The sequence below is a fragment of the Micromonospora sp. NPDC005087 genome, assembly GCF_042872965.1.
GTDB lineage: Bacteria > Actinomycetota > Actinomycetes > Mycobacteriales > Micromonosporaceae > Micromonospora.
Window position 1 is genome coordinate 607,440 of the sequence record NZ_JBIALB010000001.1, and the last position, 25,416, is coordinate 632,855.

Annotated in this window: 24 protein-coding genes and 1 tRNA gene; 16 read left to right on the forward strand and 9 right to left on the reverse strand. The window is 72.5% G+C overall.

Going from position 1 to position 25,416, the window contains the following annotated elements; genetic code table 11:
- Positions 1-562 precede the first annotated feature (562 nt).
- Entirely contained in the window at positions 563-1,120 is a 558-nt protein-coding gene (locus tag ACFYPS_RS02810) for a hypothetical protein (RefSeq protein WP_387322377.1), read from the forward strand.
- 104 nt (positions 1,121-1,224) lie between these two features.
- On the opposite strand, the gene ACFYPS_RS02815 is transcribed toward ACFYPS_RS02810, so the two are convergent.
- The gene (locus ACFYPS_RS02815; protein ID WP_354968793.1) at positions 1,225-2,667 is read right to left on the reverse strand and encodes an MFS transporter; all 1,443 of its coding nucleotides are present in this window, start codon (positions 2,665-2,667) and stop codon (positions 1,225-1,227) included.
- Positions 2,668-2,751: 84 nt separating this feature from the next.
- Entirely contained in the window at positions 2,752-2,988 is a 237-nt protein-coding gene (locus ACFYPS_RS02820; RefSeq protein ID WP_354968794.1) for a hypothetical protein, read from the reverse strand.
- 156 nt (positions 2,989-3,144) lie between these two features.
- Between ACFYPS_RS02820 and ACFYPS_RS02825 the strand changes: the two genes are divergently transcribed.
- Together ACFYPS_RS02825 and ACFYPS_RS02830 are read left to right on the forward strand one after the other, a co-directional pair.
- Entirely contained in the window at positions 3,145-4,302 is a 1,158-nt protein-coding gene (locus ACFYPS_RS02825; protein WP_354968795.1) for a geranylgeranyl reductase family protein, read from the forward strand.
- Positions 4,303-4,419: 117 nt separating this feature from the next.
- Complete coding sequence (locus ACFYPS_RS02830; protein WP_354968796.1) at positions 4,420-4,593, forward strand: hypothetical protein; 174 nt, start codon at positions 4,420-4,422, stop codon at positions 4,591-4,593.
- Between the two features lie 79 nt (positions 4,594-4,672).
- Here ACFYPS_RS02830 and ACFYPS_RS02835 read toward each other — a convergent pair whose 3' ends face one another.
- The 3 genes from ACFYPS_RS02835 to ACFYPS_RS02845 all read right to left on the reverse strand — a co-directional run bounded on the left by ACFYPS_RS02835 (position 4,673) and on the right by ACFYPS_RS02845 (position 7,600).
- The gene (locus ACFYPS_RS02835; protein WP_354968797.1) at positions 4,673-6,463 is read right to left on the reverse strand and encodes a 5'-nucleotidase C-terminal domain-containing protein; all 1,791 of its coding nucleotides are present in this window, start codon (positions 6,461-6,463) and stop codon (positions 4,673-4,675) included.
- 139 nt (positions 6,464-6,602) lie between these two features.
- Positions 6,603-7,262 (reverse strand): nucleotidyl transferase AbiEii/AbiGii toxin family protein, encoded by a 660-nt coding sequence (locus tag ACFYPS_RS02840; RefSeq protein WP_354968798.1) that lies wholly within the window; start codon positions 7,260-7,262, stop codon positions 6,603-6,605.
- Positions 7,259-7,600 (reverse strand): hypothetical protein, encoded by a 342-nt coding sequence (locus tag ACFYPS_RS02845; protein ID WP_354968799.1) that lies wholly within the window; start codon positions 7,598-7,600, stop codon positions 7,259-7,261. Before ACFYPS_RS02845 ends, ACFYPS_RS02840 begins: the two co-directional genes overlap by 4 nt.
- Positions 7,601-8,801: 1,201 nt before the next feature.
- Between ACFYPS_RS02845 and ACFYPS_RS02850 the strand changes: the two genes are divergently transcribed.
- The 10 genes from ACFYPS_RS02850 (at position 8,802) to ACFYPS_RS02895 (ending at position 20,634) form a co-directional block, all read left to right on the forward strand.
- Positions 8,802-9,359: a hypothetical protein gene (locus ACFYPS_RS02850; RefSeq protein ID WP_387322381.1), complete on the forward strand. Its 558-nt coding sequence runs from the start codon at positions 8,802-8,804 to the stop codon at positions 9,357-9,359.
- Positions 9,360-9,787: 428 nt separating this feature from the next.
- The gene (gene fdh, locus ACFYPS_RS02855; protein ID WP_354968273.1) at positions 9,788-13,060 is read left to right on the forward strand and encodes a formate dehydrogenase; all 3,273 of its coding nucleotides are present in this window, start codon (positions 9,788-9,790) and stop codon (positions 13,058-13,060) included.
- A complete protein-coding gene (locus ACFYPS_RS02860) occupies positions 13,053-14,012 on the forward strand; it encodes a 4Fe-4S dicluster domain-containing protein (RefSeq protein WP_354968311.1) in 960 nt (319 codons plus the stop codon). Before fdh ends, ACFYPS_RS02860 begins: the two co-directional genes overlap by 8 nt.
- On the forward strand, positions 14,009-15,142 hold the full coding sequence (nrfD, locus tag ACFYPS_RS02865; RefSeq protein WP_354968274.1) for an NrfD/PsrC family molybdoenzyme membrane anchor subunit: 1,134 nt from the start codon (positions 14,009-14,011) through the stop codon (positions 15,140-15,142). Before ACFYPS_RS02860 ends, nrfD begins: the two co-directional genes overlap by 4 nt.
- Positions 15,143-15,180: 38 nt before the next feature.
- Positions 15,181-15,276: transfer RNA gene (locus tag ACFYPS_RS02870), tRNA-Sec, on the forward strand.
- A gap of 22 nt (positions 15,277-15,298) precedes the next feature.
- Positions 15,299-16,603 (forward strand): L-seryl-tRNA(Sec) selenium transferase, encoded by a 1,305-nt coding sequence (gene selA, locus ACFYPS_RS02875; protein WP_354968275.1) that lies wholly within the window; start codon positions 15,299-15,301, stop codon positions 16,601-16,603.
- Positions 16,604-16,605: 2 nt separating this feature from the next.
- Positions 16,606-18,360 carry a selenocysteine-specific translation elongation factor gene (gene selB / locus ACFYPS_RS02880; RefSeq protein ID WP_354968276.1) on the forward strand — a complete coding sequence of 585 codons (1,755 nt, stop codon included), beginning with the start codon at positions 16,606-16,608 and terminating at the stop codon, positions 18,358-18,360.
- Positions 18,361-18,797: 437 nt separating this feature from the next.
- Entirely contained in the window at positions 18,798-18,995 is a 198-nt protein-coding gene (locus tag ACFYPS_RS02885; protein ID WP_354968277.1) for a hypothetical protein, read from the forward strand.
- An 83-nt stretch (positions 18,996-19,078) separates the two neighbouring features.
- The gene (locus ACFYPS_RS02890; RefSeq protein WP_354968278.1) at positions 19,079-20,356 is read left to right on the forward strand and encodes a hemolysin family protein; all 1,278 of its coding nucleotides are present in this window, start codon (positions 19,079-19,081) and stop codon (positions 20,354-20,356) included.
- Positions 20,357-20,448: 92 nt separating this feature from the next.
- On the forward strand, positions 20,449-20,634 hold the full coding sequence (locus tag ACFYPS_RS02895; protein ID WP_089022156.1) for a hypothetical protein: 186 nt from the start codon (positions 20,449-20,451) through the stop codon (positions 20,632-20,634).
- 3 nt (positions 20,635-20,637) lie between these two features.
- Here the strand turns inward: ACFYPS_RS02895 and ACFYPS_RS02900 are convergent, their stop codons facing one another.
- Positions 20,638-21,288, reverse strand: coding sequence for a hypothetical protein (locus tag ACFYPS_RS02900; protein WP_354968279.1), 651 nt, complete (start codon positions 21,286-21,288; stop codon positions 20,638-20,640).
- 133 nt (positions 21,289-21,421) lie between these two features.
- Between ACFYPS_RS02900 and ACFYPS_RS02905 the strand changes: the two genes are divergently transcribed.
- Complete coding sequence (locus ACFYPS_RS02905; RefSeq protein WP_354968280.1) at positions 21,422-21,628, forward strand: hypothetical protein; 207 nt, start codon at positions 21,422-21,424, stop codon at positions 21,626-21,628.
- On the opposite strand, the gene ACFYPS_RS02910 is transcribed toward ACFYPS_RS02905, so the two are convergent.
- The 3 genes from ACFYPS_RS02910 to ACFYPS_RS02920 form a co-directional block, all read right to left on the reverse strand.
- Positions 21,625-22,101, reverse strand: a complete 477-nt coding sequence (locus ACFYPS_RS02910; RefSeq protein ID WP_354968281.1) for a hypothetical protein — start codon at positions 22,099-22,101, stop codon at positions 21,625-21,627. The two genes, ACFYPS_RS02905 and ACFYPS_RS02910, sit on opposite strands and share 4 nt — an antisense overlap.
- Positions 22,098-22,310, reverse strand: coding sequence for a hypothetical protein (locus ACFYPS_RS02915; RefSeq protein ID WP_007460364.1), 213 nt, complete (start codon positions 22,308-22,310; stop codon positions 22,098-22,100). Before ACFYPS_RS02915 ends, ACFYPS_RS02910 begins: the two co-directional genes overlap by 4 nt.
- A 71-nt stretch (positions 22,311-22,381) precedes the next feature.
- Complete coding sequence (locus ACFYPS_RS02920) at positions 22,382-23,263, reverse strand: universal stress protein (protein WP_354968283.1); 882 nt, start codon at positions 23,261-23,263, stop codon at positions 22,382-22,384.
- A gap of 114 nt (positions 23,264-23,377) precedes the next feature.
- Between ACFYPS_RS02920 and ACFYPS_RS02925 the strand changes: the two genes are divergently transcribed.
- Together ACFYPS_RS02925 and ACFYPS_RS02930 are read left to right on the forward strand one after the other, a co-directional pair.
- Positions 23,378-24,124 carry an SAM-dependent methyltransferase gene (locus ACFYPS_RS02925; protein ID WP_354968284.1) on the forward strand — a complete coding sequence of 249 codons (747 nt, stop codon included), beginning with the start codon at positions 23,378-23,380 and terminating at the stop codon, positions 24,122-24,124.
- 81 nt (positions 24,125-24,205) lie between these two features.
- The gene (locus ACFYPS_RS02930; protein WP_354968285.1) at positions 24,206-25,384 is read left to right on the forward strand and encodes a PP2C family protein-serine/threonine phosphatase; all 1,179 of its coding nucleotides are present in this window, start codon (positions 24,206-24,208) and stop codon (positions 25,382-25,384) included.
- Positions 25,385-25,416 lie beyond the last annotated feature (32 nt).

Here is a 25,416-nt window from a genome sequence, read left to right on the forward strand (position 1 = left end):
GGCGCGCGAGGACGAGCCCATCCCCGCGTCGAATGTCCCGTATCGGGTGACCCTTGCCTGTGACCGGGTGCACCCGTGGGGTGGAATCGTGGCGGGCCGGGGGTCGTTACACACCCTGACGATCGCAGTACCACCGGCCCGGCACCCCGCCCCCGCAGGGTTGGGATGGCAGCCAGCGCCGGGTTGGAATGCCCGCGAGGCCGCGGTCGTTGCAGCCCCCTGACGATCGCAGCACCACGGCCCCGGCACCCCGCCCCCGCAGGGTTGGGATGGCGGCCGGGCCCGGGTTGGAATGCCCGCGGGTGGCCGGTCGTTGCAGACCCGCGAACGACCGCACCAGCACCCCGTTCACGCAGGGTGCCGATGGATGGGCCACCCCCTGGAATGGGTCGGGCCCGGCGGTCGTTACACAGAGTCCCGGCGCCACGAGCCCCCGCCCGTAGGCCGCCGAACTCCAAGACTTTTCCCCTGTGTTGTTGAAAGCGCCGGACGAGGTGCTCGCACCCTTGCGCCGTTCCCCTCGGGCGTGTGGGTGTCTACCCCCTGAAGGAGCTGATCTCTCATGAACACGATCATTCGTAAGAGCATGCTGTCTGTTGCTGGTCTCGCGTTCGCCGGTGGCGTCTTCGCCGGTCCGATCGCCGCGCACGCCGCCTCCCCCGTCGAGGGCAAGCCGGTCGCGGTCGCGGTGCAGACGGTCAAGGTGCAGGGCGCGCAGTCGCACATCGACCTGAACGACGAGCAGACCGCCAACGTCAAGGCGATCATCGCGGCGACGAAGAAGGCTGGTCTGCCTGAGCGGGCCGCGGTGATCTCGATTGCCACGAGTCTGCAGGAGTCGAAGCTGGAGAACCTGGGTCACCTCGGCGACGCCAATGACCATGACTCGCTGGGTCTGTTCCAGCAGCGCCCGACCTCGGGTTGGGGTACGCCGGAGCAGATCACCAATCCCGAGTACTCCACCACCGCGTTCCTCAAGGGTTTGAAGCAGGTCGACGGGTGGCAGGACATGGCGTTGACCGACGCCGCGCAGACCGTGCAGGTCTCGGCCTACCCGGATGCCTACGCCCAGTGGGAGCAGCAGGCCACCGACCTGGTCGCCCAGCACTGGAACAGCTGACCCACCGCACCACCGCACGACATCGACCGCTGGCCGGCACCCCACCCGGGTGCCGGCCAGCGGCATACCCACGACCGGCCGCTGGTGGCGTACCCCTCGGGTTGTCAGTCCCTGGTGTGGTTGCGCGTGCGCAGGATGTCGATCAGCGCGGCAATCAGCGCGAGCGCGATGATCCCGGTGGCCAGTGTGAGCGAGTATTCGAAGGCCTTGGTCCAGTTGCCGTGGTTGTCGGCCAGCGACGAGAAGAACATCGAGCCGACGGCGGCGATGCCGGCGGCGGCGCCGATCCGCTGACCGGTCTGGAGCATGCCGGCGCCGCTGCCCGCCTGGGGTACCGGTACCTGGGCGAGCGTCAGGGTCTGGTTGGGTGCGATCACCAGGCCGCTGCCGACGCCGGCGACGAGCAGCGGAGCGGCGGTGACCCAGGGCGCCGGGGCGTCCGGAGCGAGGCGCAGCGCGACCACCGTCGCGGCCAGCCCGATCACCACGCCGAGCAGGCCGATGGCGACGAGCGGTCGGCCGAAGCGGTTGACGATGCGTCCGCCCAGCGCGGACGCCGCGGCCGAACCGAGGGCGAACGGCGTGATGGCGAGGCCGGCGACGAGCGCGCTGTAGCCCAGGCCGTTCTGCAGGAAGAGGGTGAAGATGAAGAAGATCGCGGTGAAGCCACCGAAGTAGACCAGAGCGATGAGCGACCCCAGGGTGTACGACTGGAAGCTGAACAACCGCAGGTCGAACAACGGTTCGCGGTGCCGCGCGTACCACCGCTCCCAGAGCCCGAAGGCAACCAGCACCACCAGGCCGGCCGGGATGAGCGCCCACTTCCACGGGGTCCGCCACTGCTGCTCCTGCACCAGCGGCAGCAGGATCAGCACCACGCCCACGCCGAGCAGCAGGACGCCCACCGGGTCGAGTCGGCGCCGGTCCGGCTGGCCCTCGGGCCGGCCGGGCAGCAGGCGCCAGCCGAGGATCGCCGCGACGATGCCGACCGGCACGTTGACGAAGAAGACCCACCGCCACCCGTGTTCCTCGCCGCCGATCGCGATGAGCAGACCGCCGAGCAGCGGCCCGACCGCGGTGGAGATACCGATGGTGGCGCCGAGCACCCCGAACGGGCGGGCCCGTTCGGGCCCCCGGAACAGTTGCTGGATCAGCCCGATCACCTGGGGGTTCACCACGCCTGCGGCGGCACCCTGAAGCAGACGGGCGATGACCAGCCATGCCGGGGAGGTGGCCAGACCGGCCAGGGCGCTGGTCACGGTGAACAGCACGATGCCGAAGACGAACGCGTTGCGCCGGCCACGGGCATCACCGAAGCGGCCGGCGGGCACCAGCACCAGGCCGAAGGTGAGCGCGTACCCGGAGAGGACCCACTGCAGGTCGCTCGGGGACGCGTGCAGCGCACGGTCGATGGACGGCACGGCAACGTTGACGATGCTCACGTCGAGCAGCGTCATGAACGCGGCGACCAGCCCGACGCCGACGGCCTGCCAGCGTCGTCGGTTCTCCGCCGGGTCGACCGGCTGCGGCGAGCGCGCCGCTGTCATCGTGCCCCCCGTTGACCGTCGATCATCACTTCTGACCGCTACCCCGGTCACCGGGGGGCGAATCGTCGAGGGCCGTACCGCGGGTCACGCCATCTGGCGCGCGCAGAACCGGGGCCCGAAGTCGAGGCCCGCCATCGGTGAGTCCTCGCGGTGCAGCAGGCCCTTCTCGGTGAGCAGGTGCAGCGGTGCGTCCAACTGCTCCTGGGCCAGCCCGGACTCTTCGGCGATCAGGTCCGGGTATGGTACCTGGCCGCGCGCTTCGAGCGTGGTGACCGCCTGGTACACCCGTTGCTCGACCTCAGACAGTTGCACCTGCTGCATGACATCCTCCTTGGCTCGTCCGCCCCTGCGCAGACGGTTGCGCTGCGCCGGTTACCCCCTGCGTGACCGAAGATGCCCACCCGATCGGGCGGTCGGCGCCGCCCGCGGGATGCGCCGCGGCCGGGCCGGATGGCGGACGTGCCCTAGGCTGCACCCGTGATCGTCTGGGATCTCGTCGTCATCGGCGCCGGCCCCGCCGGCCTCTCCGCAGCCCATGCCGCCGCCCGCGCCGGCGTCCGCACCCTGGTTGTCGAGCGGGCCGAGCACCCGCGTTACAAGACCTGCGGCGGTGGCCTGATCGGCACCTCACTGGCCGCCGTGCGGGACCGGATCGAGGTGCCCGCGCACGACCGGGTGACCCGGGTGACGTTCACCCGCGACGGCCGCCGTGAGTTCACCCGCCGGCACGGCAGTCCGGTGGTGACCATGGTGCGCCGCGAGGAGTTCGACGACCGGCTGCGCGCGGCCGCGGTCGCCGCCGGCGCGCAGATGCGGGAGCGGGTGGCGGTTCGCGCGATCGAACAGGACCCCGAGGTGGTACGCCTGCGACTGGCCGACGGCACGTCGATCACGGCCCACGCGGTGATCGGCGCGGACGGCTCCTCCGGGGTGACCGCCCGGCACGTGGGGGTCCGCTACCGGCAGGTGGACCTGGGGCTGGAGCTGGAGGTGCCGGTGCCGCCAGCGGAGCAGGAGCGGTGGCGGGGGCGGCTGCTGCTGGACTGGGGCGCGATGCCGGGCTCGTACGCGTGGGTCTTTCCCAAGGGCGATCGACTGACCGTCGGTGTGATCGCGGGCCGGGGCGCGGGGGAGGGGACGCGGGACTACCTGCGGCGGTTCGTCGACCGGTTGGGGCTGAGCGGGCTGCCGGCGGAGCACGACTCAGGTCACCTGACTCGCTGCCGTACCGAGGATTCGCCGTTGCGGCACCGCCGGGTGCTGGTCGTGGGGGACGCGGCCGGGCTGCTGGAGCCGTGGAGCCGGGAGGGCATCAGCTTCGCGCTGCGCTCGGGCGAGCTGGCCGGGGCGGCGGTCGCCGACGGCGACCTGGCGGGGTACGAGCGGGCGGTGGCCGAGCGTCTGGTGCCGTCGATGCGGGCGGGGTACCGCCTGCTGGAGCTGTTCACCCGCCGCCCGGAGGCGTTCCACGCTCTGTTGGCGACCCCGCCGGGGTGGCGGATGTTCGTTCAGTTCTGTCAGGGCCGGGCGAGCTTCGATGAGATGCTGGCGCGCCGGTCGGTCCGGGCGGCGCTCGCGGTGCTGGATCGACTACCCGTCGCTCGCCGGCAACGCCCCGGTCACCCAGTATCCTAGGACGCCCTACGGGTGGTGACGGCCCGCACCCGAACGGCAGGGAAATCGCACCGACCGGACTGCTGGTGCGGGTCGCTCCGACCGCCACACAATGACGGGGGAGCAGGGGGTGCGCCGATGACCGAGCAGCCGTTCACCGATGATGAGTACGCGTTCCTGCGCCACGTCCGGTTCGGGGAGCTGCCGCCCGCCGTCCGCCCCGAGGAGCGGGTTGAGCTGACCGAGACCGATCCGGGACGTGACCGCCCGGAGAAGGCCGAGGACCCCATCCGCTGGAACGTGCAGGGCTGAGAACGCGGAACGGGCCGCAGGTGTCGCCACCCACGGCCCGTTCGCGGTACGTACCGGTTCGCCGACCGGCCCGCCTGGGTCAGAAGACCGGCACGCCCTCGCGCACCAGCCGCCAGTTGGGCTGGAAGAAGTCGGCCGGGTCGATCGTCCCCCTGGCCTGCGCCCAGTCGATGAGCAGCTGACGGATCTCCTGCTGCGCGTTGTAGACCTGGGTCTTGACGATGCCGGGGAAGTTGCCGCCGCCGCTGCGCCGGTAGTTGTTCACCGCCACCACGAACTGCGCGTTGTCCGCCACCGGAGTGTCGGTGCCGGGCAGCACCAGCCGCGTGATCCGCTGCCCGACCGGCTTGGAGATGTCGATGTCGTAGTCCACGCCGGAGAAGACGTCGTAGTTGTAGTCCGGCACCGCCGGATCGCTGATCTGCTCCGTGTCGACCGGGGCGCCCGGCGCGAGGGTGCGGAAGTACCGCGCCGAGTACTCCAGGTAGGCACGCACCTCGGCGCCGCTGAGCACGACCGCCTCGAGGGTGTTGTCGTACACGTACAGCCCGGCAACGTCGCGAATCTTGACGTCGCCGGCGGGGAAGACCGCGGTCCGGCTGAAGGGCGCCGCGATCGACAGCACCGGCAGGTCCGCGTACGCGGTGCCGGTCAGCGCCGCGCCGACCACCTCGGTCTGCACGTGGTTGATGAAGTCCAGGATCGGGGTGTCCTTGTACCGCGACTCCGCGGCGGACAGCTCCACCGTGGACTGCGCGACGACCTGGTTGACGTACGCCACGGTCTTCTGGTGCTGCGCCCGTACGACGGCTAGCACCTTCGGGTCCTCCACCACCGTGTTGGTGTTCAGCATGGTGGCGGACTTCCCGGTGATGGTCCACCGGCCGCGCTCGCGAGCGAGGGTGAAGTCCATCCGGGTGAGCCGCTGGCCCCACTTCGACGGCTCGGAGAGCAGCACCTGGGCGCCGGTCCGCTCGTTGGTGACGAACCGCTCGACCACCTCGTTGTGGGCGTGGCCGAAGAGGATCGCGTCGATCCCCGGCACCTGCTGGGCGATCAGCGCGACCGGGTTCTCGTTCGGCAGCTCCGGGCCGTAGCTGGAGGTGCCGCTGTCACCGCCGTGCGCGGAGATCAGCACGAGGTCGGCGCCGCGGGCCCGCATGATCGGCACCCATTTCGCCGCGGTCGCGACCATGTCGTCGAAGCGCAGCTTGCCCTCGACGTTGCCCTTGTCCCAGATCGCCACACCGGGGTTGGTCAGGCCGAGGATGCCGACCCGCAGGGTCGGCGCGGCGAAACCGAGAGAGACCTTCTTGATGACGTACGGCAGGAAGGCCGGCTTGCCGGTCTTCGCGTTGACCGCGTTCGCGGCGAGCGCCGGGAAACCGAGCTGGCGGATCCACAGGTCCAGCAGCGGCAGCCCGTAGTTGAACTCGTGGTTGCCCAGCGTCACCGCGTCGTAGTCGATGACGTTCATCGCGCGGGCCATCGGGTGCTTCTCCCCGGTGGCGGTGATCGGCTCCTGCTTGGCGTAGTACGTGGCCAGAGGCGTGCCCTGGATGGTGTCGCCGGCGTCGAGCACCAGCGTCGCCTTGCCGCGCCGCTCGGCGCGGATCTGGTTGATCAGGGTAGCCAGCTTCGCGACGCCGATGTCGTTGTGCTTGCTGTCGTCGTACTCGGCGTCCCGGTAGTAGTCCCAGTTGTAGACGTTGCCGTGGGTGTCCGACGTGCCCAGGAGGGTGAGGTCCCAGGTGCGTGACCGGGCCGCGCCGGCCGCCTGCGCGGGGGCGGCGGCGATCAGCGGTGCGGTCGCCGCCGCGGCCGCGGCGGCGAGCACCTGGCGACGCGACGGGCCGGAGGGAGAGGTCATGAGGTGCCTTTCCATGGGGTGGACGCGCCTCGTGGGCGCCTCGCGCACCATAACCAGCAAGGGTCACTTTTGCCACGCCAGCCCCATCGTTCCCGCCGATTCCCCCGCAATGGTCGGTCGGCGCGGTCAGCGAACAGGGTCAGCGTGGCCAGGTTGCCAGGCGCTGCCGGACCCGGGCCACGTCCGCGGGGCCCAGGCCGTAGCGGCCGAAGCGCTGGTCGGGCAGCCGGTCCAGGTACCGTCCGGCGGCCCGCACGTCCGCCGGATCCAGTGCGGGGTCGACCTGCCGGGCCAGCTCCAGCAGTTCGGTCACGTCGTAGTGCTCCAGCGCCGCCGCCACGTCGATGAAGTCACGAACCTCCCGCCGGTTGACCAACGCCGCGACCTTGTTCGCGACCAGGTCGCGGACGTCCATCACCGGGCCGAGGTCCATCACCACCGGGCTCTGCTGCCGGTCGAGCCGGGCCAGGCTGAGCCGGATCTGCCGCCCGTCGCGGCTCACCACGAAGTCCTTCATGTCCCGCCCGTACCCGTCGAACAGGTCGGCGAGGTCGCTGTCCGGGTCGGCGTCGCTGACCGTGAACCCGGCCAATTCCAGCGCCACGCGTACCCCGGCGGAGGCCGCCGCCGCGGCGCCCTCCACGTCGGCGAAGAGGTCCACGTCCTCGGTGGGGCGGGCGACCAGCCCGTGCGCGGCCCAGGCCACCCCGCCGCCCAACACGAAGCGGTGCGGGCCGGCTGCGGCGAGCGCCACCCGCGCCACCTCGCGGTAGAACTCGTGCAGGTGTGGTGCGATCACGCCGCGCGCAGGCCCCTGTGCCGGCTCTCCCACGCCTGGCGTACGCCCCGGGGCAGGTTCAACAGCCGCCACACCCGGCGCAACGTCCGCCCGTTGATCAGGACGCGCAGATCTTCGGCGCGGGTGGTCTCCCGAAGCACGTTCTCGTACATCCAGAGCAACTGGTCGGGGTCGCCGAGGTCAAAGGTGCGCTCGGCGTTCCACATCAGCCGTACCGGTAGCTCCACCACGCCCCGGGTGGGACCGCCCAGCTCGACGAGCGTCCGCGCCACCACGGCGGGGCGACCCGGGCGGGCCAGGAAGGCCACGCCGGTCGTGGTGGGGGAGACGGCCTGCATGGTGTCAGGGTAACGCTCGCCGGTGCTGGTGTCGCTCACGGCGTTCTCTCCGCTGCTGTCGGCGTGGCTGTTTCGGGTGCGTTGGGTGTCCGGGCGGTTGGGTGTCCGGGCGGTTGGGTGTCCGGGCGGCTGGGTGTCCGGGCGGCTGGGTGTCCGGGCGTTGGCAATATCAGGCTTGGCGCGCGGCGGTTGCGCCGGTCGTGGCGGGGTCGCGCTGGTGTGCCGGGTTTGTGCGCGGTCGTGGCTGAGGTCTTGGTGCTGTGCCGGGTTGGTGCGGGGTGGGGCCCGCCGTGCCCGGCTCCGGGCGGTCAGGCTTGATCCCTGCGCCGGGCACGGCGGGCCCCACCCCGTCGGTGGTCGCCGTCCGTTCGGACCCGTGCGCGGCTTCGGGCAAGCCCCGTCCGGCGGGATTTCGGTCTTGCCGTGGACGCGGCCCCGCCGCTCTCGCGGGGGTGGTCGTTGTTGTGGGCGGTATACCTGTGAGGCATAAATATGCCTCTGAGGTATATCGCTCGTTGACCACCTCGCCCCCGGGGTTCGCTTGATCCTCGTTCGCGGTGGTCGACTCGATGTCAGCGTGTCAGCGATGTCAGCGTTGTCGGCGATTTCGAGGACGTCGGCGATTTCGGGGATGCCGCGGTGTCCCGGGCGGCCGGATGGCCCGATATCGGTGATACCGAGTCGATCAACCCCAGCCGGGTCGAGTTGAGCCCGCGACAGCCGGCAATCTCCGCGTCGAATGTCCGGTATCGGGTGACTCCGGCCTGTGACCGGCTGCACTCGTGGGGTGGAATCGTGGCGGGCCGGGGGTCGTTACACACCCTGACGGTCACAGCACCACGGCCCGGCACCCCGCCCCCGCAGGGTTGGGATGGCGGCCGGGCCCGGGTTGGAATGCCCGCAGGTGGCCGGTCGTTGCAGACCCCTGACCGACCGCACCAGCACCCCCTCACCCGGGGGCCGCTGGAACGGAGCCCCCGCTCACCGGGTGCCGATGGATGGGCCACCCCCCGGAATGCCCCCGGCCCGGCGGTCGTTACACACAGACCCGGCGCCACGAGCCCCCGCCCGTAGGCCGCCGACGTTGAAGACTTTCCCCCCTTGCAGTTGAAGCGCCGGACGAGGTGCTCGCACCCTGCGCGCCGCCGTTCCCCCGGAGCGGGCGTGTGGGTGTCTACCCCCCTGAAGGAGCTGACCTCTCATGAACACGATCATTCGTAAGAGCATGCTGTCTGTTGCTGGTCTCGCGTTCGCCGGTGGTGTGTTCGCCGGTCCGATCGCCGCGCACGCCGCCACCCCCGTGGATGGCAAGCCGGTCGCGGTGGCCGTGCAGACGGTCAAGGTGCAGGGCGCGCAGTCGCACATCGACCTGAACGACGAGCAGACCGCGAATGTGAAGGCGATCATCGCGGCGACGAAGAAGGCTGGCCTGCCTGAGCGGGCCGCGGTGATCTCGATCGCCACGAGTCTGCAGGAGTCGAAGCTGGAGAACCTGGGTCACCTCGGCGACGCCAACGACCATGACTCGCTGGGCCTGTTCCAGCAGCGCCCGACCTCCGGTTGGGGCACGCCGGAGCAGATCACCAACCCCGAGTACTCCACCACCGCGTTCCTCAAGGGTTTGAAGCAGGTCGACGGGTGGCAGGACATGGCGTTGACCGACGCCGCGCAGACCGTGCAGGTCTCGGCCTACCCCGACGCCTACGCCCAGTGGGAGCAGCAGGCCACCGACCTGGTCGCCAAGCACTGGAACAGCTGACCCCACCGCACCACCGCACGACACTGACCGCTGGCCGGCACCCCCACCCGGGGTGCCGGCCAGCGGCATACCCACGACCAGATCTTGGACAGTTCCCGTCACCCGCGAACGGAAACTGTCCAAGATTCGCAGGTCACGGCGGGGGCGCCGGGTGGGGGAACAAGGTCGGGCCGCGGCTGGTTGTGGACAGTGTCGGTGTGATCCAGTGTCCCCGGGCCTCACCTAATATCGCCCTCGCGGAATACCGTTCGGCTGGAACCGCGTCGCGCCACTCGCCGAGAGGCGACCTGCACACCGACACCAACGCCGCCCCCAGCCCACCGGCCAGGGGCGGCGTTGTGTGCGTCAGTTGCCGGTTCCTCGGTTCGCGAACATGCCTCGGTTGACCTATGTTCATGGGGTCGCTCGCGTGGGAGGGGGTGTCGGGGATGGGTCTGCGGACCTTCATCGAGGGTTGGCCGGTCTACCGGCAGCTCACCGGCACGGACCCGCTGGGTCGGGGCGCCGCGGCGCAGTCTGCCCGCTCGGCGGAGTTGACCCCCCGCACCGAGGACGCCGACAGCGTGGCCCGCTCGGTCTGCCCGTACTGCGCGGTGGGTTGCGGTCAGCGGGTGTTCGTGAAGGACGGGCAGGTCACCCAGATCGAGGGCGACCCGGACAGCCCGATCTCGCGGGGCCGGCTCTGTCCGAAGGGTTCGGCCAGCAAGAGCCTGGTGACCAGCCCGTTGCGGCAGACGAAGGTTCGCTACCGCCGGCCGTACTCCACGCAGTGGGAGGATCTGGAGCTCGACACCGCGCTCGACATGATCGCCGACCGGTTGCTTGCCGCCCGCGAGCAGACCTGGGAGGACGTCGACGGCGAGGGCCGGCCGCTCAACCGGACGCTGGGCATCTCCAGCCTGGGTGGGGCGACGCTGGACAACGAGGAGAACTACCTCATCAAGAAGTTGTTCACCGCGATGGGGGCGCTGCAGATCGAGAACCAGGCCCGTATTTGACACTCCGCCACCGTCCCCGGTCTGGGGGCCAGCTTCGGTCGTGGCGGTGCGACGGATTTTCAGCAGGACATCGCCAACGCTGACGTCATCGTCATTCAGGGTTCGAACATGGCCGAGGCGCATCCGGTGGGCTTCCAGTGGGTGATGGAGGCGAAGCGTCGGGGCGCGAAGGTCTTCCACGTGGACCCGCGGTTCACCCGGACCAGCGCGGTGGCGGACGCCTACCTGCCGATCCGGGCGGGCACCGACATCGCCCTGCTGGGCGGGGTGGTGCGGTACATCCTGGACAACGAGCTGGATTTCCGGGAGTACGTGCTGTCGTACACCAACGCGGCGACGATCGTCAGCGAGCAGTTCACCGACACCGAGGAAGGCGACGGGTTCTTCTCCGGCTTCGACCCGGCGACCGGCAGCTACGTGCAGGACAGCTGGCAGTACGAGGGGCACGAGAACTCGTCTGGCAGCGGCCACACCGCGAAGGAACGGGACACCGCCGCCGGCCTGCGCCATGAGTCGCACGGCGCGGAGGTGGGCGGGCAGACCCGCCGCGACGAGACGTTGCAGCACCCACGCTGCGTTTACCAGATCCTCAAGCGGCACTTCGCCCGCTACACGCCGGAGATGGTCGAGCGGGTCTGCGGCATCTCCCAGGAGAAGTTCCTGGAGCTGGCCGAGGCCTGGACGCGGAACTCCGGCCGGGAACGCACCGGCATGCTCATCTACTCGGTGGGCTGGACGCAGCACAGCGTGGGCGTGCAGTACATCCGCACGGGCGCGATCATCCAGCTGCTGCTGGGCAACATGGGTCGCCCAGGCGGCGGAGTGATGGCGCTGCGCGGGCACGCCAGCATCCAGGGCTCCACGGACATCCCGACGCTGTTCAACCTCCTGCCCGGTTACCTGCCGATGCCACACCACGCCGACCACCCGACGTTCGACGAGTGGGTGGACAGCATCCGCCACCCGGGGCAGAAGGGCTTCTGGGGCAACGCCCGCTCGTTCGCGGCGAGCCTGCTCAAGGCGTACTGGGGGGACGCGGCCACCGCCGAGAACGACTTCTGTTACGGCTACCTGCCCCGGATGACTGGCGACCACGGCACCTACCAGCAGGTGCTGAACATGATCGACGGGAAGATCAAGGGATACTTCCTGCTCGGGCAGAACCCGGCGGTCGGTTCGGCGCACGGGCGGGCGCAGCGCCTCGGCATGGCGAACCTGGACTGGCTGGTCGTCCGCGACCTGTTCATGATTGAGAGTGCGACGTTCTGGCAGAACGGCCCCGAGGTGGCCACCGGCGAGATCGTGCCGGAAGAGTGCCGTACCGAAGTGTTCTTCCTGCCCGCGGCCTCGCATGTGGAGAAGGAGGGCAGCTTCACGCAGACGCAGCGGCTGTTGCAGTGGCGGGAGAAGGCCGTCGAACCGCCCGGCGACGCCCGTTCCGAGCTGTGGTTCTTCTACCACCTCGGCCGAAAGCTGCGGGAGAAGCTGGCCGGGTCGGAGCTGCCACGCGACCGGGCGCTGCTCGACCTCACCTGGGACTACCCCACGCACGGCCCGCACGCCGAGCCGAGCGGCGAATCGGTGCTGCGCGAAATCAACGGGTACGACGTGTCGACCGGCCGCCCACTGTCCTCGTTCGGCGAGGCCCGCGCGGACGGCTCCACCGCAATCGGCTGCTGGATCTACACCGGTGTCTACGCGGACGGGGTGAACCAGGCGGCCCGGCGCAAGTCTCGCCACGAGCAGGACTGGGTGGCCGCCGAGTGGGGCTGGGCGTGGCCGGCGAACCGTCGCATCCTCTACAACCGGGCCTCGGCCGACCCGGACGGCAACCCGTGGAGCGAGCGCAAACGCTACGTCTGGTGGGATCCGGACAAGGGCGAGTGGACCGGCTACGACGTGCCGGACTTCGAGAAGACCAAACCACCGTCGTACCGGCCGCCCCCGGGTACGTCCGGCACCGAGGGCATCGCCGGCGACGACCCGTTCGTCATGCAGGGCGACGGCAAGGGCTGGCTGTACGCGCCCAGCGGGGTCCTGGACGGGCCGTTGCCCACGCACTACGAGCCGGTCGAGTCGCCGGTACGTAACCCGCTCTACCGGCAGCAGGCCAACCCGACCCGCAAGATGTACGCCCATCCGGCCAACTCGGTGAACCCGAGCCCGCCGCAGGAGCACAGTCAGGTCTTCCCGTACGTGTTCACGGTCAGCCGGCTCACCGAACACCACACGGCCGGCGGCATGAGTCGGACGGTCCGTCCGCTGGCCGAGCTGCAGCCGGAGATGTTCGTCGAGGTGTCGCCGGAGTTGGCCGCCGAGGTCGGGTTGACGCACCTGGGCTGGGCCCACCTGATCAGCGGCCGCGCCGCCATCGAGGCGAAGGTGCTGGTGACGGACCGGTTGACGCCGTTGCGGGTGGACGGGCGGATCATCCACCAGGTGTGGTTGCCGTACCACTTCGGTTTCGAGGGCCTGGTGACCGGCGACTCGGCCAACGACCTGTTCGGGATCAGCCTCGACCCCAACGTCCTGATCCAGGAGAGCAAGGTCGGCACCTGCGACGTCCGGGCCGGCCGCCGGCCCACCGGCCCGGAGCTGCTCGACCTGGTGGCCGAGTATCAGCGGCGGGCGGGAATCACGCCGGGCCGCAACGCCCCGGTGATCACCACCGACAGCGACGGGGAGGGGCGCGGTGATTCCTGACCCGAACAGCCTGTACGGGCCGCTGGATCCGGCACCGGACGCCGGTTGGTCGACCGCGCCGCCGCGGATGGGGTTCTTCACCGACACCAGCGTCTGCATCGGCTGCAAGGCCTGCGAGGTGGCCTGCAAGGAGTGGAACGGGGTGCCCGGCTCCGGCCTGGACCTGCTCGGCATGTCGTACGACAACACGGGCGCGCTGACCGCGAACTCGTGGCGGCATGTCGCGTTCATCGAGCAGCCCCGCCCCGACGTGCTCGGCACTCCCATCGCCCCGGGTGGCCCTCGCGGTGACAGTGGCACCCGCGGCGACGGCCGGGGGCCGGAGTTCCTCGGGATGCCGGGTGCGCAGCCGCCGGGTCGGGGCACCGGCGCGGAGCAACGCACCGATTTCCGCTGGCTGATGATGTCCGACGTGTGCAAGCACTGCACCCACGCCGCGTGCCTGGACGTGTGCCCGACCGGCTCGCTCTTCCGCACCGAGTTCGGCACCGTCGTGGTGCAGGAGGACATCTGCAACGGCTGTGGCTACTGCATCTCCGCCTGCCCGTACGGCGTGATCGACCAGCGCAAGGACGACGGTCGGGCCTGGAAGTGCACGCTCTGCTACGACCGGCTCGGCGCGGGCATGACCCCGGCGTGTGCGCAGGCGTGCCCGACCGAGTCGATCCAGTACGGGCCCCTCGACGAGCTGCGGGAGCGGGCCGCCACACGGGTCGCGACGCTGCACGAGCGCGGAGTACCCGAGGCACGGCTGTACGGGCATGACCCGAACGACGGGGTGGGTGGTGATGGGGCGTTCTTCCTGTTGTTGGATGAGCCGGAGGTGTACGGGCTGCCGCCGGACCCGATCGTGACCACCCGCGATCTGCCGGCCATGTGGAAACGCGCCGGGCTCGCCGCACTGGCCATGGCGGCGGCCACCGTCGCCGCGTTCGTCGGAGGTTCCTCGTGAGTCCGCACCACCCGGAGGTGGGCGACCTGTTCCGCCGCTTCCGCGACCGGCTGGACCGGCCGGAGACGAGCATCCAGGGCCGGCCGGGCGGCGCCGACGCGGACGTGACCCCGCAGCCGCAGCGCAACGCCGAACACAAGGGCCGGCGTGGTGGTCGTCGCGGCGGTGGCGAGGAACTGCGGGTGCCGGAGGCCGAGTTCACCTCGTACTATGGCCGGCCGGTCCTGAAGGCGCCGGTCTGGAAGTGGGACATCGCCGCGTACCTGTTCACCGGCGGGCTGGCCGCCGGCTCGTCGCTGCTCGCCGCGGGCGGGCAGCTCACCGGCCGACCGGTGCTGCGCCGGGCCGGCCGGGTCACCGCGCTGGCCGCCGTCAGCGCCAGCGCCGTCTTCCTGGTCCGGGACCTGGGCAGGCCGGCCCGGTTCCACCACATGCTCCGGATCGCCAAGCCCACCTCGCCGATGTCGATGGGCACCTGGATCCTCACCGCCTTCGGGCCGGCGGCCGGGGTCGCCGCGATCGCCGAGGCCTCCGGCTGGCTGCCCCGGCGCGGGCTGCTCGGGCTGGTCCGCCGGGCGCTGCCGCCGGTCGGGCACGCGGCCGGGCTGCTCGCCGCCGGCACCGCGCCCGCGCTGGCCACGTACACCGGCGTGCTGCTCGCCGACACGGCCGTGCCGTCGTGGCACGAGGCGTACCCGGAGCTGCCGGTCATCTTCGCGGGCAGCGCCCTGGCCAGCGGCGCCGGCGTGGGTCTGCTCGCCGCGCCGCCGGCCGAGGCTGGGCCGGCCCGCCGGATGGCGGTGGCCGGCGCGGCCATGGAACTGTACGGCGCGCACCGGGTGGAAACCCGCCTCGGCCTGCTCAGCGAGCCGTACCGGCGGGGCCGGCCTGGTCGGTTGCTGCGCGCCGGTCGGCTGCTGACCGCGGCCGGGGTGGCCGGCGCTCTGGTCGGCCGGCGCAGCCGGGTGGTCGGCGCGTTCTCCGGTGCCGCTCTGCTGGCCGCTTCCGTCGCGACCCGGTTCGGCATCTTCTACGGCGGCGTCGCGTCCGCCCGTGACCCCCGCTACACGGTGGTGCCGCAGCGCGAGCGGCTCGAAGCCCGCCGGACCGAGGGCGGATCTGTCACCTGACCGGGCGGTCCCGCCCGCGCTGTGATCGAATGTCCGATGGAGGCGTTCAGGCGGCTGGTGCCCCTCCCGGTCTTCAAAACCGGTGTGGTCCGGGACCCGGGCCAGGCGGGTTCGATTCCCGTCCGCTTCCGCCAACAGGCGGCAGGAGATGACGCGATGGGCGACGGCCCGGTGGACCCGCGGCGCCGGGTGCCCGGCACCGACACGCTGCTCGCCGACCCGCGGCTGGCCGCGGCCACCGCGACGCTCGGCCGGGACCGGGTGAAGGCGGTCGTCGGCCGGGCGCAGGAGCGGGCCCGCCGCGGCGAGATCGGCCCCGACGAGGTGCGTGACGCGGCCGTCGCCGCGCTGCCCGCACCCGGCCCCCGCGCGGTGCTCAACGCCACCGGCGTCGTGCTGCACACCAATCTGGGTCGGGCGCCGCTGTCGCCCACCGCGGTCGCCGCGATCGTGGCCGCCGCCGGGCACACCGACGTGGAGCTGGACCTGAGCACCGGGCGGCGGGCCCGCCGCGGCCGCGACGCGCTCGACGCGCTGGCCGCTGCCGTACCGGACGCGGGCGCCGTGCACGTGGTCAACAACGGCGCCGCCGCCCTGGTGCTGGCCGCCACCGCGTTGGCCGCCGGCCGGGAGATCGTGGTCAGCCGGGGCGAGCTGGTCGAGATCGGCGACGGTTTCCGCCTGCCCGACCTGCTGGAGAGCACCGGCGCCCGGCTGCGGGAGGTGGGCACCACCAACCGCACCACCCTCGCCGACTACGCGGCCGCGCTCGGCCCGAGGACCGGCTTCGTGCTCAAGGTGCACCCGTCGAACTTCCAGGTCACCGGTTTCACCTCGGCCACCCCGGTACGGCAGCTGGCCACCCTGGGTGTGCCGGTGGTCGTCGACATCGGTTCGGGGCTGCTCGTCCCGGATCCACTGCTGCCCGACGAGCCCGACGCGGCCGGCACGCTGCGCGCCGGCGCCACGCTGGTCACCGCCAGCGGCGACAAGCTGCTCGGCGGCCCGCAGGCGGGGCTGCTGCTCGGCGACGCCGAGCTGGTCGACCGGCTGCGCCGCCATCCGCTGGCGCGGGCGTTGCGCGTGGACAAACTCACCCTGGCCGCGCTGGCCGCCACTCTGCAGAGCCCGGACACGCCGACCCGGCTCGCGCTGCACGCCGACCCGGGGGTCCTGCGTGAGCGGGTGGAGCGGCTGCGCGACCGTCTCGGCGTGGACGGCCGCAAGGCGGAGGTGGTGCCGGCCGTCGCCGTGGTCGGCGGTGGCGGCGCTCCCGGGGTGGAGCTGGACTCCTGGGCGCTGAGCCTGCCCGAGCGGTACGCCGCTCCGCTGCGCACCGGCGAGCAGCCGGTGCTCGGCCGGGTGGTGCGTGGCCGGCTCCTGCTCGACCTGCGCTGCGTACCCGCCACGGATGACGAGACGGTCCGGGCGGCCGTGCTGCGCGTACCCGGGGACGACTGACCGTGTTCGTCGTCGCCACCGCGGGGCACGTCGACCATGGCAAGTCGACCCTGGTCCGCGCGTTGACCGGGATGGAGCCCGACCGGTGGGCCGAGGAACGCCGCCGGGGGATGACCATCGATTTGGGTTTCGCCTGGACGACTCTGCCGTCCGGCGGCACGGTCGCGTTCGTCGACGTACCCGGTCACGAGCGATTCGTGCCGAACATGCTCGCCGGGGTCGGCCCGGTGCCGGCGGCGCTGATCGTGGTTGCCGCCGACGAGGGGTGGATGCCGCAGTCCGCCGAGCACCTGGCGGCGCTGGACGCGCTCGGCGTCGCGTACGGCCTGCTGGCGGTGACCCGCGCGGACCTGGCCGATCCGGGGCCCGCGACGGCCCGGGCCCGGGCCGAGATCGCGGCGACGAGTCTCGGCGCGGTGGAGACGGTGGCGGTCAGCGGGCTGACCGGCGCCGGCCTGCCGGAGCTGCGCGCCGCCCTGGACCGGCTCGCCGCCGGGCTGCCGGCCCCTACGGTGGATGACCCGGTCCGGCTCTGGGTCGACCGCAGCTTCACCGTGCGGGGCAGCGGCACCGTGGTCACCGGCACGCTCGGCGCCGGCCGCTTGCGGGTTGGTGACGAGTTGGAGTTGGCCGGCAGTGACGAACCGGTCCGGGTACGCGGCCTGCACTCGCTCGGCCAGGCCCGTCCCGAGGTGGCGGCGGTGGCGCGGGTGGCGGTCAACCTGCGCGGTACGCCCCGCGACCGGCTCGCCCGCGGCGACGCGCTGCTCGCCCCGGGTCGGTTCCACCGCAGTGACCTCGTCGACGTCCGGCTCACCGGCGACCCGGCGGCCGACCTGCCGGCCACCCTCACCCTGCACGTGGGGTCGGCGGCGGTGCCGGTGCGGGTCCGCCCGCTCGGCCCGGACACCGTGCGGCTCCGGTTGGCCCGCCCGCTGCCCCTGCTGGTCGGTGACCGGGCGCTGCTGCGCGATCCGGGGCGGCACCAGGTGGCCGGTGGGGTGCGGGTGCTGGACGTGGCCCCGCCGCCGCTGGTCCGCCGGGGCGCCGCCGCCGCCCGCGCGCAGGTCCTCGCCGACCTGGACGGCCGACCCGACCTGGCCGGCGAACTGCGCCGCCGCCGACTGGTCCGGTCCGGCACGCTGGTCCGGATGGGCGTGCCGGTGCACGCCGCGCCGGTGGCTGGCGACTGGCTGGCCGATCCCGGGCACTGGCGGCGACTCGGTGACCAGTTGGCCGAGGAGGTTGCCCGCTACGCCCGGGAGCACCCGCTGGAGCCGGGGGTGCCGGTGGACGCCCTGTGTCAGCGTCTCGCACTGCCCGACCGGGTGCTGGTCGAGGCTCTGGTCCGGCCGCCGCTGCGGATCCACGCTGGCCGGGTCGGCGAGGCGAGCGCCGGCGCGCTGCCTGAGCCGGTGGCGCGGGCCGTGCGGCGGGTCCGCGCCGAGTACGCCGACCGGCCGTTCCGCGCCCCGGAAGCCGATCGCCTCGTGGACCTGGGCCTGGGCCCCCGGGAGATCGGGGCCGCGGTGCGCGCCGGCGCGTTGCTGCGGCTGGCCGACACTGTGGTGCTGCTCCCCGACGCGCTCGACGACGCGGTGCGGGTGCTGGCCGGGCTGCCCCAGCCGTTCACCCTCTCCGCGGCCCGGCAGGCGTTGGACACCACCCGCCGGGTGGCGGTGCCGTTGCTGGAGCTGCTCGACCGGCGGGGTGCGACCCGCCGGCTGCCCGACGACGCCCGGGTCGTCGTCACCTGAGCGGCTCGTTCGGCCCACGAGCCGCGTGCTCTGCTCACGATGGGCGCAACGCCGCAAGCCCGTTGGTGACGCGGTGTGCGGCGGTGGCGGTGCCGCGCCCGCCTGGTCGCGTCCCTTTGCTCTGCTTCAACCGGCGCAACAGTTACGTTCCGTCATGCGACGCGATGTCGCCTCGGTTGCGTTGATTCGGTCTTCCTGCACTTCGGACCTGGTGTTGCGTCCTGTTAAGCAGAGCAAAGGATGCGGAGTAGGCCCGGCGGTGAAACTCGAGACTGACATAGCGTTACGGCGACGTGGCCGACGCCGCAGATCGCGCCGCGTGACCTGCCGCGCGTGATTGAGGGCTGATCGGATTGCGGCGGGCTGCCAGGGTGTGGGGATGGCCGAGCCGTCCCCAACCGGCCACCACATCTCCGAACGTCACCTACGGTGACGCCATGGACCCTTCGGCGGTCTGGCGGGATCGGCAGCACCGGTGGCGGATCGAGGCGTACCGCGCCCCGGACCTGCGGTTCGCCATCTACGCCACCAACGGCCCCACCGAGTCCGCCCCGCTCTGGTTGTTCGGCATGTCGGCGCTGGCGCGGTGGCTGATGACCCACGCCATCTCCCTGGACGACCTGGACACCGACTGAGCGGGCGCCGGCCGGCAGGAAACCGGACCCACAACCGGCCCCGCTGCGGTTGAGTGGCCTGAGGCGGGGGACGGGGGTACGCGATGGGCGCTCAGCTGGGGCAGTTGGTGCTGGTGGCCGTGCTGGTGCTGATCAACGCCGCGCTCTCCGGTAGCGAGATGGCGCTGGTGACGCTGCGCGAGGGGCAGCTGCGGCGGTTGGGCCGGCGGACCCGCGCCGGCGACCGGCTGGTGCGGCTCTCCCGCGACCCGAACCGCTACCTGGCCACCATCCAGCTCGGCATCACCCTGGCCGGGTTCCTCGCCTCGGCGGCCGCCGCGGTGTCGCTGGCCGAGCCGCTGGTCGCCCCGCTCGGCTTCCTCGGCGCGGCGGCCCGCCCCGCCGCGGTGGTGCTGGTGACGGTGGCGCTGACGTTCGTCACCCTGGTGATCGGTGAGCTGGCCCCGAAGCGGTTGGCGATGCAGCGGGCGGAACGCTGGGCGCTGCTCAGCGCCGGCCCGCTGGACCTGCTCGCACGGCTGTCCCGGCCGGCGGTGTGGCTGCTCAGCCGGACCACCGACGCCGTGGTCCGGTTGGCTGGTGGCAATCCGAAGGCCAGCCGGGAGGAGACCAGCGAGGAGGAGTTGCGCGAGATGCTGGTCAGTCAGCGTGGCCTGTCGGCCCAGCAGCGGGAGATCCTGACCGGAGCGTTCGACATCGCCGGGCGGACGCTGCGGGAGATCCTGGTGGCCCGGCGGGAGGTGACCGCGCTGCCGGCCACCCTGGCCGCCGGCGAGGGAGTACGACGGCTCGCCGTCGCCGGGCGGTCCCGCGCGCCGGTCATCGGTCCCGGCGGCCTGGACGAGGTGATCGGTGTGGTGCACATCCGCGACCTGGTGCGGGCCGGCGACGGCACGGTGGGGGAGCTGGCCCGCCCGCCGCTGTTGCTGCCGGTCACGCTGCCGGTCGCCGACGCGCTGCGCCAGCTTCGTCTGGAGCACCAGCAGCTGGCCCTGGTGGTTGACGAGCACGGCGGCATCGACGGCATGGTCACCCTGGAGGACCTGCTGGCGGAGGTGGTCGGCGAGTTGTACGACGAGACCGACCGGGACGTGCACGAAGTCGTTCGCGAGCCGGACGGGTCGCTGCTGGTGCCCGGTGACTTTCCGCTGCACGACCTGCCCGACCTGGGGGTGCGGTTGAGCTTCCCGCTGTCGCGGGAGTACACGACGGTGGCCGGGTTGGTGCTGGCCCGGCTCCGTCACCTGCCCGGCGAGCCGGGGGAGACCGTCCGGCTGCCCGGGCTGACGCTGGAGGTGGTGGAGGTCGCCGACCGGGCGGTCCGCCGCGTGCGGCTGCGCGGGTTCACCGAGGAGCGTTGACTGGCCGGCCGGCCTTTCGGGGCGCCACCCGGACGGGGGACAACCCCGTCGAATCCGCCCACGGCGGATGTCTCCCGCATACGGTGCGATACGTGAAGGACCGAGGGTTTCGTACGTTCGTCACGGTGCTGGCCGGCCTCGCGGTGATCTATTTCGGCACCGCCGGCCGCAGCCCCGAGGAGGGCCGGGGCATCTCCGGCGGGCTGGTGGTGCTGGCGCTGCTCGCCGCGCTGCTGGTGTGGCACCTGACCCGGCCGGGCGACAAGACCGTCAAGTGAGCCTCAGCCGGTGGCGGCGCGGGTGACCTCACCGGCGGACTCCTCGCCGAGCGCCACCCGTACCAGCGCCGAGGCGAGCCGGCCGAAGTCTCGCTCGGCGACCAGCCCGGCCAGCCCGTCCGGTGAGCCCGGCAGGCCCAGCCGCTTCGCCCCCGCCAACGCCCGGCGGTCGACGTACGGGCGCAGGTCGGACCAGACCGTCTGCGCCTCGCGCAGGTAGATGTCCGCGCCGGTGGGCCCGATGCCGGGGAACTCGGTGAGCCGGCGACGCAGGCCGGCCGGGTCACCGCGGGCCTCCGCGTGCAGCCGCCGCAGGTCGCCGTGCCAGCGGTCCAGGCACAGGCGGGCGCCGGTGCCGAGCATGGTGGCCGTCCGCTCGTCGTAACGGCGGTAGTGGCCCCGGCCCAGCGCGTCGACCCGTTGCTGCCAACTGGCCGCCTCCATCGCCTGCGGTGTGCGGTAGCCGGCCGCGAACAGCTCCCGCGCGGCGTCCACCGCCACGCAGGCACGGATCCGGGTGCTCAGCAGGGTGGTCAGCACCAGCAACTGGTACAGCGGCCCGGGTCGGTCGGCGAGCCGGATGCCGGCGTCCTCCGCGTAGGTGTGGCTCCTGCGGTCCAGCAGGACCTGCGCCACGGTTCGGTCGTTGCCCACGTCCGACGGGTACCCGCCCCGTGGACGGCTAGCCTTCCCGCCGGTGACCGGGTCCGGAATGCCGACGGGTCGGGCGGGTATGCGTTCGGTGGAGGCGGTCGATGCCGCCTGCCATACCCGGAGGGAGACACCCGTGGTCAACCCGCAGCAGGAGGAGCTCCGGCGCAACGCCAAGGGAGCCACCAGTCAGGACAGCAAGGGGCCCAACCCGACCGGACACCCGCTGAACCGCGGCTCGTCTCGTGGAGACGCGGGTCGGCCGGTGCCCAAGGGCCAGGTGTCGCCGTACGGCCCGACCGGTGAGCCGATCGCCGACGACGACAGCGACAACCGGATCTAACGACCGCCACGTGACGGCCGCCGCAACCTGTTCCAGGTGGCGGCGGTCGTCAGCCCGTACGCCAGGTGCGGCACGATGTCGGCGATCCAGTCGGAGCGCCGCCAGGTGCGCGGGTTGGTGATGCCCAGCGCGGTGATCGACCCGTCGGTCATCGTCATCACGCCGGCGCCGAGCACGCCGGTGGCCACCGGCAGCGGCTGTCGCCGGCCACGGGCGTAGAGCGCGAACGCGACGCCGGCGGCGACGCCCAGCCCGTAGCCGACCAGGGCCCCGAGGCCGGAGCGACGGTTCGTCGCCGGGGCCCCGGATCCCAGCTGTACGTGCGCGATCCTCGCCAGCCGGTCGACGGTCTGCTCCGGGGTGCTGCTCGCCGGTCGCGCCCGCAGGGCAATGTCCAGGTAGCTGACCACGTTGAGCGCGGTGCTGCCGACGGCGCCCGCGATGGCGCCGTCGGCCAGGTCGGCCCTCCTCACTTCGGGTCGCCTGGTTCGCGCTCACTCTTGGGGCCGTACGTGCGCTCGCCGCGCACCACGCCCCGTTGACCGCGATCCTCCTGCAGGATCCGGTTGGCGACCTGGTTGGCCTTGCCGTCGGGCACCCGCCGTCCGGAGTCGTCGATCGCGTTGCGCATCCGCGCCCGCTGCTTGTCGTAGGCGTTGCTGCCCGGCCGTGGTCCTGGCATCTGCTGCCTCCTTCGTCGCCGTTGGCGTACCGCGGCCGTCTACCCGTCTGGCCGCGGGCCAACCCCGGGTGTCAGCGGGGACCGCGCACCACGGCGACGGGGCACCGCGCGTGGTGCAGCACCGACTGGCTCACCGACCCCAGCAGCAACCCGGTCACCTCGCCGCGCCCCTGCCCGCCGACGACCACCAGTTGGGCCGAGCCGGACGCCTCGGCGAGCACGGTGCCGGCCCGGCCGTGCACCGCCCGCCAGGTCAGCCGCAGCCCGAGACAGCGCTCGGTCAGCCCGGCCAGCGACTCGGTGAGCACCCGCTCCTCCTCGCCGTGCAGCCGCGCCTCGTCGTACACCAGGGGTTGCATGTCACCGGGGCCGGTGCTGGGCGGATGCCGGTAGGCGTGCACCGCCAACAGCGGCACGTCGCGCGCCACGGCGGCCTCGGCGGCGAACTCGGCGGCGAGCCGGGACGCCGCCGAACCGTCCATCCCGACCAGCACCGGCTCGTCGGGACGTTCCGCGCCGCGGGCCACCAACACCGGGCAGTCGGCGTACGCGGCGACCTGCACCGCCACCGACCCGACCACCAGCGAGGCGAATCCGCCCAGCCCGCGGTCGCCGAGCACGATGAGCGCGGCGGTGGGGGATTCGCCCACCAGCACCGCGGAGGCCTCGCCGTCGATGATCTCGCCGGAGATCGACAGCCCGGGTGCGGTGGCTTCGGCCTCGGCCACGGCGGCGGCGACGAGTTCCTCAGCCTGGTGGCGCAGCCCGCCGCCGGGGGGAGCGTCCGGGGCGGGGGAGTCCGGCACGCGCAGCAGTGGCCAGATGAACCCGTGCACCACGCGCAGCGGCCGGTGTCGGCGGGCGGCCTCCGCGGCGGCGAGGCGGACCGCGCGCAGGGACGGCTCCGAGCCGTCCACGCCGACCACCACGGCCGCGCTGTGCGCCGAGTTCACCGGGCCACCTCCCCCGGGACCAGTATCGCGGCGGGGACGGTCCGACGGAGCGATACTGCCCAGAGCGTCCGGGTCGGTACGCTGGCGACGACCAGCCGGGAGGGAGCGTCGTCGATGGGTGAGCCGGACCAGCCGAGCACGGCCCGCATGATCGACTTCTGGCTCGGTGGGGATCACCACTTCCCCGTCGACGTGGCCGCCGCGACCGCGTTCGAGCAGGCGTACGGGCCGTGCGCGCCGGTGTTCCGGGAGTTGCGGGCCTTTCTCGGTCGGGCGGTGCGGGCCATCGCCGGGCAGGGCGTCGACGGGTTCCTCGTCTTCGGCGCGGGAGTGCCCACGATGGGCAACGTGCACGAGGTGGCCGCCGAGGCCACCGTGCTCTACACCGACGTCGACCCGGTCACCATCCGGCTGGGGCAGCGCATCCTCGCCGGCAGCGACCGGGCCGGCTACGGATTCGGGGACGCCACCGACATCGGCACCGTCGACCCGGCGCAGCTGCACCGCTTCGTCCCGGGCTGGGGCCGCCGGCCGGTCGGGGTGATCTTCCTCGGGCTGGCGGCGTTCCTCGACGACGACACGCTGGCCCGCACCCTCGACGAGCTGTACGCCGCCGCGGCGCCGGGCAGCATGCTCGCCGTGGACTTCGACACCGAGGAGCTGGCTGATCATCCGGAGGCGCTGGCGATGATGGGACCGACCTTCCGGATGCGCGCGCCGTCCGCGTTCGCGCCGCTGCTGGGTCGGTGGGCGCCGACGGCGGACGGCATCGTCCCGGTCAACCGGTGGCGGCCGGACGGCCCGCCCGCACCGGTGCCCGACGCGTTCCACGGCGTGCTGGCCACCCGCGGCGGCGACTGACCTCCGGCGACCGCGCCGACGGGCGGTCCGTGGGCGTCCGTATGATGCTTGCCCTGTAGCAAGCTTCTGGAGAGGACGACCATGGTGGACGCCCCGGACGTGGTGTCGCGTGCGCTGCGCGAGGCCCCGCCCGACCAGCTGGCCGAGGCCGCGGACCGGGCGATCCGCTCGGCGCTCAAGGCGGTGCGCACCGACGTGTTCGTCGCCGACTACCGGATCAGCGGGCTCTGGCCGGTGCTGGATCCGGACCTGCCGGCGGCCGGGTTCCTGGCCTGCCACACCATGGCGCAGCGCTGTTTCAGCAGCCAGCAACCGGTACGCGACGCCGCCGAGGAGGGCCCGTGCCGGCTCTACCTGCCGCTGACGGTGTGGGGGGAGCGGCTGGGCGTGCTGCTGATCGAGCTGCCGGCCGTACCGGGCCCGGCCGTCACCGGCGTCGGCACCGACATCGCCGGTGCCCTGGCGATGGCGATGCGGGCCGCGGACCGGGGGACCGACCGGTACCGCCGGGCCCGACGCCGCGAGCGGCTGACCATGGCCGCCGAGATGCAGTGGGACCGGTTGCCCGGGCGCAGCGTGGCGCATCCCGCATTCCATCTGGCTGGCCAGCTCGAACCGGCGTACACCGTCGGCGGGGACCACTTCGACTGGTCACTGGACAGTGACCGGCTCACCGTGACGGTGCTCAACGGCGAGGGCAGCGGCCTGGCCGCGTCGCTGCTGACCGCGGTCACCGTGAACGCGATGCGCAACGCGCGCCGCTCCGGCGGTGGCCTCGTGGAGCAGGCGGAACTGGCCTCGGACACGGTCTTCTACCAGCACCGGGGTCGCCGACACGTGGCCACCCTGCTGCTGGAGCTGGACACCGGCACCGGGCGGGTACGGGCGGTCGACGCCGGGTCGCCGCGGATGTTCCGGCTGCGGGGCGCGGTCGTGGAGCCGCTGAAGCTGGAGCAGCAGCTGCCGCTCGGCATGTTCGCCGAGACTCGCTATGAGCTGCAGGAGTTCCAGCTCGCACCGGGTGACCGCGTCTTCGTGGTCAGCGACGGGGTGTGGGCCGCCGAGCCGGCGGGCCGGGAGCCGTACGGGCAGCGGGTGATGACCCGTTCCCTGCGCGCCACGCGGTTGCAGCCCGCGACCGAGGCGGTTGGTACGGTGATGCGCGAACTGCATGCCTACCACGTGGACTCCGATCCGCGCGACGACGCCGTCGTGGTCTGCCTGGACTGGCACGGTCCGCGCGATCGGGACGGCGGGTGAAAGTCGCCGCCGCTCCATCGGGCGGGCACCAG